Source organism: uncultured Brachyspira sp. (genome assembly GCF_910578695.1).
Classification (GTDB): Bacteria; Spirochaetota; Brachyspiria; order Brachyspirales; family Brachyspiraceae; genus Brachyspira.
Window position 1 is genome coordinate 1 of sequence record NZ_CAJTQJ010000064.1, and the last position, 7,657, is coordinate 7,657.

Annotated in this window: 5 protein-coding genes; 1 reads left to right on the forward strand and 4 read right to left on the reverse strand. The window is 27.8% G+C overall.

All coding sequences use genetic code 11. The features are described from left to right. Positions 1 to 65: 65 nt before the first annotated feature. Together QZ288_RS11450 and QZ288_RS11455 are read right to left on the reverse strand one after the other, a co-directional pair. Positions 66 to 1,760, reverse strand: coding sequence for an amidohydrolase (locus tag QZ288_RS11450; protein ID WP_295158984.1), 1,695 nt, complete (start codon positions 1,758 to 1,760; stop codon positions 66 to 68). Positions 1,761 to 1,902: 142 nt separating this feature from the next. Continuing rightward, positions 1,903 to 2,175, reverse strand: coding sequence for a VOC family protein (locus QZ288_RS11455; protein ID WP_295158986.1), 273 nt, complete (start codon positions 2,173 to 2,175; stop codon positions 1,903 to 1,905). A gap of 178 nt (positions 2,176 to 2,353) precedes the next feature. Here QZ288_RS11455 and QZ288_RS11460 point away from each other — a divergent pair, with 178 nt between their 5' ends. Beyond that, positions 2,354 to 6,100: a phosphoribosylformylglycinamidine synthase gene (locus QZ288_RS11460; RefSeq protein WP_295158988.1), complete on the forward strand. Its 3,747-nt coding sequence runs from the start codon at positions 2,354 to 2,356 to the stop codon at positions 6,098 to 6,100. Between the two features lie 211 nt (positions 6,101 to 6,311). On the opposite strand, the gene QZ288_RS11465 is transcribed toward QZ288_RS11460, so the two are convergent. Together QZ288_RS11465 and QZ288_RS11470 are read right to left on the reverse strand one after the other, a co-directional pair. Further along, positions 6,312 to 6,611 (reverse strand): FkbM family methyltransferase, encoded by a 300-nt coding sequence (locus QZ288_RS11465; protein ID WP_295158990.1) that lies wholly within the window; start codon positions 6,609 to 6,611, stop codon positions 6,312 to 6,314. Between the two features lie 12 nt (positions 6,612 to 6,623). Next, positions 6,624 to 7,478 carry an HAD-IIIA family hydrolase gene (locus tag QZ288_RS11470; RefSeq protein WP_295158992.1) on the reverse strand — a complete coding sequence of 285 codons (855 nt, stop codon included), beginning with the start codon at positions 7,476 to 7,478 and terminating at the stop codon, positions 6,624 to 6,626. Positions 7,479 to 7,657 lie beyond the last annotated feature (179 nt).

A 7,657-nucleotide genomic window follows, 5' to 3' on the forward strand; every position in this document is an offset into this window, starting at 1 on the left:
CTCCAAAGGCATGCGTTTCATACCTAAATTTTGACAAATTTAAGTTATCTAGTACAGCCCCAAAATTATAATACTGAATCTTTTAAATATAATGTTTTTCCTTCCTTAATAGTTTCTAAAATTTCTATATCTTTTATTTTCATAGCACCGCATGTCAAAGGATTATCGCTTAATATAATTAAATCCGCTAATTTGCCTTCTTCTATGGTTCCTTTTAAATGTTCTTCTTTATTCTGATAAGCTGCATTAATAGTTACAGCCTTTAAAGCCTCATAAGGAGTAATTTTCTGATTTTCTCCTAATAATACTCCGTCTTTTGTAACTCTGTTTACAGCACAAAAAATAGTTTCAAGCATATTAGGTTTTATTACAGGCGTGTCCTGATGATAGGTAAAAGCTAAATTATTGTTTAATGCAGTTTTGGAAGCACTTATCTGAGAAGCCCTATGCATACCTAAATTGATTAAATGTACATCTCCCCAATAGTAAATATGAGCTGCGAATATTGATGGTATAATATTAAGATTTGACATTGATTCATATTGTTCTTCTCTTATTATTTGGCTATGAACTAAAACTGCCCTGTAATTATTATCAGTATTTCTTTTCATCATAACATTGCTTAATGCATTTATATACTGATCTGCTGCTGCATCTCCATTGCAATGAGCCTGAAGCTGCATTTTATCATCTAATGCCTTTTCAACATATTCTTCTACAGATTTATCATCGTATATACCGTACCCCCTGTATCTCGCAGGTCCGCTTATATAAGGCTGCTCCAGCCATGCTGTTTTTGCCTGAGGAGAACCGTCTAAAAATATTTTATAGCCTCCTATTTTAAATCTATTTTTATATATGCCTATCATTTCCTTATTAGTTTCTGCTATAGAATATGAATTTTTTAAATCTATAAATCCTATTATATCTATTTTAAATCTATTATTAGTTATCATCTTATTTATGATAGGAAATTCTGCAGTAGAAATTAATGCCTCCTGTGCTGTTGTAATGCCGTATCTTAAATAAATATCTTCTGCCTGATTTATAAAGTCCATTAAATCTTCATCTGTAAGTTCAAAATTAATGCTTTGAGAATAATGCATAAATGCTGTCTCTTCCATATACCCTGTAGGCTTTCTGCTGTTAGGATATCTTTCTATCAATCCTCCTTCTATATCAGGAGTATTTTCATCAACTCCAAACTCTTCTAATGCCTTTGAATTCATACTGCCTACATGACCTGATGCATGCGTTATAAATATTGGGTGATTAGTTGAAATTTTATCTAAATCATCTCTATTAGGATTTTTCTTATTAGGAAGAATATTATTATCATATCCGAATCCTATAACCCAAGCATCAGACTTTAATTTGTTTACTTTTATATAATTAGTTATTCTTTGAGCAATTTCAAGCAAATTGGCAGAACCTGTTAAATCTACGGTTGTAAGCGACTGGGCAAATCTCACTAAATGGCTATGAGAATCTATAAAAGAAGGCATTAAAGTTTTACCTTGTAAATCTACAACTTCAGCATATACATTATTTAAAATACTTTTTTCATCTTCTTCTGTATAAACTACTTTCATTATTGTATTATCTCTTATTTCTATTGCTCTTGCATAAATAGGCTCATCTCCTTTCATAGTAAGTATATTGCCATTATAGTAAACTTTTATTTTACTTTTTATTTTATTATAGCAGGACATTGATAATATAGATAAAATCATTAACAATACAAAATATAATTTTTTCATTTTTATAACCTCTAATTTTTTATATATGTCTTTATATAGTTATCTCTATTCTATTATTCTCGCTGTCAAGTATTACGCTTTCATAATATCCGTCCCCTGTAGTTCTTGGATATGATGCAATTTTAAATCCGTCTTTTTCTAATTATTCTGTGAGACTCTCAATTTTTTCTTTACTTCCTACTGATATTGAAATATGAGCAAAACCGTACATTTCATCATTAGTATTTCTTTCTTTTATACCTTTTTTAGTCATTATCTCTAATCTTAAGTCATCTTCAAAATTAAGAAAATATGATTCAAAATATGTTTTCTTATTGATATATTTATCACTGCATTTACATTTAAAATATTTAATATAAAAATTTTTAATATTCTCTAAATCTCTAACCCAAATTGCAATATGAGATATTTTCATTTTATAACCTCAAATAAAAAATTATATTAGTATTATAACATTAATATAAAAATAAAAAATATTTATTATAAAAAATTATAAAAATTATATAATATGGTTATGATATAAAAACTATTGATATAATAATCATTGCATATATAATCATTATATTAAAAATTTAAACTAGGAAATTATATCAATGAATTACCGCATCTTCATAGAAAAAAAAGAAGGTTTTAATTTAGAAGCTAAAAGATTAGAAAATCAATTAAAAGAAAATTTCAAAATAAAATGCTCCGTAAGACTTCTCAATGTTTATGATATTTTTAATATAGAAGAAAGTCAGTTAAATAATTCTATTAAAGTGATATTCTCAGAACCTCCCACTGATAAAATTATAGAAAAAAAAGATTTTGAGAGTTTAAAATACTTTGCAGTTGAATATTTGCCAGGACAATTTGATCAAAGAGCAGATTCAGCTTTACAATGTTTAAAGCTTCTCTATAATGATATAAAAGATGTAGCTATAGTAAGCGGAAAAGTCATTATTTTTGACGGCGATATAAATGATGATACTATAGAGAAAATAAAAAAATTCTATATAAACCCTGTAGAAAGCAGAGAAAAAGATTTAAAAAAGCTGGAAATAGAACCTAATCAAAAAGCTGATGACATTAAAGATGTTGAAAATTTTATTAATCTGAATACAGAAGAACTTTATAAATATAGAGATAGTCTTGATTTGGCTATGACTTATAAGGATATAGAGTTCGTACAGAATTATTTTAAAAATGAAGAAAAAAGAAATCCTACAGAAACAGAAATAAAAGTTCTTGATACATATTGGTCAGATCATTGTCGCCATACAACATTTATGACAAAGATTAATGATGTGAAATTAGAAGATGATAAAAGCAGTTTTTCTGAAGTTATACTTAATACTATTAACAGATATTATGCTATGAGAAGAGAACTTTACGGAGAAGATGCTGACAGCAAAAGAGATATTAATTTAATGGATATGGCTACAATATCAGCAAAATATATAAAGAAAAAAGGCAGGCTTGAAGATTTAGAAATTTCAGATGAAGTAAATGCATGTTCTATTTATATAGATGTTGATGCTGCTTATGAAAATGGAAAAAATAAAACAGAAAAATATTTACTAATGTTTAAAAATGAGACGCATAATCACCCTACAGAAATTGAGCCATTCGGCGGGGCTTCTACTTGTTTGGGCGGAGCTATAAGAGACCCTCTTTCTGGAAGAAGCTATGTATATCAGGCTATAAGAGTAACAGGAAGTGCTGACCCTTTAGAAAAATTAGAAAATACTTTGCAAGGCAAATTACCTCAGAAGAAAATTACAGCAACTGCAGCAGCAGGATATTCCTCTTACGGCAATCAAATAGGGCTTACTACATGTTTGGTTAATGAAATATATGATGAAGGGTATAAGGCTAAAAGGCTTGAAGTAGGTGCTGTTGTAGGTGCTGTTCCTGCAGATTATGTAAGAAGAGAAAAGCCTAAAGCAGGAGATATAGTTATAGTGCTTGGCGGAAGAACAGGAAGAGACGGATGCGGAGGTGCTACAGGTTCATCAAAAAGTCATACTGATACATCTTTGAGGCTTTGCGGTGCTGAAGTACAAAAAGGAAATGCCCCTGAAGAAAGAAAGATACAGAGATTATTTAAAAACAAAGAAGCAGCAAAATTAATAAAAAAATGCAATGACTTTGGTGCAGGAGGTGTTTCTGTTGCTATAGGCGAATTATCAGAAGGAATTGATATTAATCTTGATGAGCTTCCTGTTAAGTATTTAGGTTTGAATGGTACTGAACTTGCAATATCTGAATCTCAGGAGAGAATGGCTGTTGTTGTAGAGAGTAAGGACGCTGATAAATTCATAAGTCTTGCTGACAAAGAAAATATCGAAGCTGCAAAAGCTGCTGTAATAACAGATACTAACAGGCTTGTGATGTACTTAAAAGGCAGAAAGATTGTAGATATAAGCCGTAAGTTTTTAGATACTAATGGTGCTAAACAGGAAACTAATGCTCTTCTTAAAAATATTAATTTTGAAAATAATCCTTTCAGCACAAAAAATGCATGCTCTTTGAAATCTCATTGGTTTGAAATGATAGAAGATTTAAATATCGCTTCTCAAAAAGGACTTATTGAAATGTTTGATTCATCAATAGGTGCTTCTACTGTATTAATGCCTTTCGGAGGAAAATATCAGATGACTCCAAGCGATGTGAGTATTCAGAAAATTCCTATATTTGATAATAATATTAAAGATATAAATACTGCTTCTGCAATCACTTGGGGATATAATCCTTCTATAATGAAATGGTCAGAGTTTCACGGCGGTATATATTCCGTAATAGAATCAATATCAAAACTTGTTTCTATAGGTGCTGATTATAAAAATATAAGATTATCATTTCAAGAGTATTTTGAAAAATTGGGTAATGATCCTAAAAAATGGGGTAAAGTTTACTCAGCATTGCTTGGAACAATATATGCTCAGAGTGAATTTGATATACCGGCTATAGGCGGAAAAGATTCTATGAGCGGTACTTTTAATGATATATCAGTGCCTTCAACTTTAATATCATTTGCAGTATCTGCTGTAAACTCAAAAGATGTAATTTCGCCTGAATTTAAATCAGCTTGCAATTATGTTTACTTAATAAAACATAATATGCTTGAAAACTATATGCCTAATATTGAAGAGATAAAAGAAAATTTTAACTTCATTCATAAAAATATAACAGACAAAAAAATATTATCAGCATACACAATTAAATTCGGAGGCATTGCTGAGGCTTTAACTAAAATGTCTTTTGGAAACAGAATAGGTATTGATATAAAAGATGAGCTTTATTTCTTTAATTTGATGCCTGCTTCATTTATAGTTGAAACTAAAGAAGAATTAAATTATAAAAATGCTGTATTAATAGGAAAGACTATTGATGAGTATAAAATAAAAGTATGCGGAGAAATAATAGATTTAGAAGAAGCAGAAAAATTATGGCTTGAAAAATTATCTGAAGTTTTCCCTTATAAAACTAATGAAGATATAGAAACCTATCAATTAGCCGAATACAAAAGAAAATCACCATTTATATGCAAAAATAAAAAAGCTAAGCCTAATGTTTTAATAGCTTCTTTTTTAGGCACTAACTGCGAATATGATGCTCAAAAAGCATTTTCAGATGCAGGAGCTAATACTGATATTTTTGTATTTAGAAATATAAAGTCTGAGTATATAAAAGAATCTATTGAAGAGATGAGCAAAAAGATAGATAACTCTCAAATATTTATGATACCAGGCGGATTTAGTGCTGCAGATGAGCCTGACGGTTCAGGAAAGTTTATTTCTGCAATACTTACAAATGAAAAAATAAAAACTTCAATACATAAATTATTGGAGCGTGACGGACTTGTTTTAGGTATATGCAATGGCTTTCAGGCATTAATAAAATCAGGACTTCTTCCTTATGGTAAAATAGGAAATATTTCAGAAAACTCTCCAACTCTTACATTTAATAAAATAGGAAGACATATTTCACAAATGGTAACTACAAAAATAGTATCAAATAATTCTCCTTGGCTTTATAATATACCAGCGGGAAGCGAATTAGTTGTACCTGTTTCACATGGAGAGGGAAGATTCTTTGCAGATGATGATATTATAAAAGAATTAATAAAAAAAGGACAAGTTGCTTCTCAGTATGTTAACTTTGAATCAAAACCTACTAATGAGTTTAGATTTAATCCTAACGGCTCAGCTTATGCTATAGAGGGTATACTTTCAGAGGACGGAAAAATATTTGGTAAAATGGGACATAGCGAGAGATACGGCAATAATTTATATAAAAACATAATAAAAAAAGATATTTATAACATCTTTGAAAACGGCGTAAATTATTTTAAATAAAAATATATAAATTTATAACAATGAAAGCTGTAGTCTTAAATAAAGATTGCAGCTTATTTAATATTTATTCTTTTATAAATAAAATATCTAATCCTATATAAATTAAAACTTTATAGCCTCTTTCTTTCATAAAGTTTATTACAAAATTATTTTCAACTGTTATTAATCCAAAAGAATATTTATTAAAATCTATTGTTTCTAAAACTATTAATTATCCTCCTTCAATATCTACTAATAAAAAGTCTATGTGTTTTATATCTGGATAATTTTTTGACATTAAATCATCAAATGTTATAGAATTAACTTCTATAGTTTTTAATTCTTTTTGATTACTTTCATTTTTTATTCTTTGAATATGTCTGTCAGATGCTTGTTCTTTTAATACATTAAGAACATCTATGCTTGAACTTATAAATTCTAATTTATCTCCTGTTTTAGAATGTATAGCTAAATTATAACAATCACATTTTCTGTTATTTTTTAATAATATATAACAGTAATTATTAAGCAAATAAAAAGATTATTATATAATATCGTATATATCATCTGTTTGTACAATTTTTTCTATATTTTCTATTTGATAAATTTCTGTTTGTATTAATAAAGTTCTAAGATAAGGTATTTTAATGATATCTGTGTCTCTATCGCCTATCATAAAAGAGTTAAATAAATCTATATTATATTTTTTTGAAGCAAGCAAATGCATTCCAGCCTCAGGTTTTCTAAGCATAGAAATTATATTATAAGGCTCTGTGCTTCCTTTTATATGATAAGGACAATAATAAAAATCATCTATAACAGCATCATTTTTCTTATATTCTTCATAAAGATAATTATGAACATTATCAACATCTTCATTAGTATAATAATTATATGATACGCCTGCCTGATTGGTTGTTACTATTGTTATATACCCTTTTTTATTTGCATATTTTACTATATCTATAAAATCTTTTTTTATTTTTACTCTGTCGGCAGTTCCTATATATCCTGCATCCTCCATTAATACTCCGTCTCTATCCAAAAATAATGCTTTATTTATTTTTCTGCTGCTGTCGGTAAAATAAGCAGGAATACCATATAATTTATTTTCATTAAATGCATTGTCTATCAATCTATAAATATCTTCTCTATTTTCATTAATTTTATCTCTATTATATAATTCGCCTTTACAAATTACCAAATTATTACTGAATGAATATCCTGATAAAATATTTGATATATCATTTCTCACTATTTTATAATTTTTATCTATAGTAAATAATTTTGAATATTCTAAAAATGTATTATTGGTATTAAAGTCCAATGCTATAAGAATGGAATCATTTTCCAATATTTTATAAAATTCCAAAAAATAATTTACTATATTTTTACTAATATCCATAATTAAAAACCTTTATATAATTATTTAAGTTTAATATAAAAAAATAATTTTATCAATTAATTTTATCAATAAAGCTATTATATCATAATGATTGATTTTTTTATTTATAATATATTAGGGGCTGTCTTAGATAACTTAAATTTGTTAAAATTTAGGTATGAAACGCACGCCTT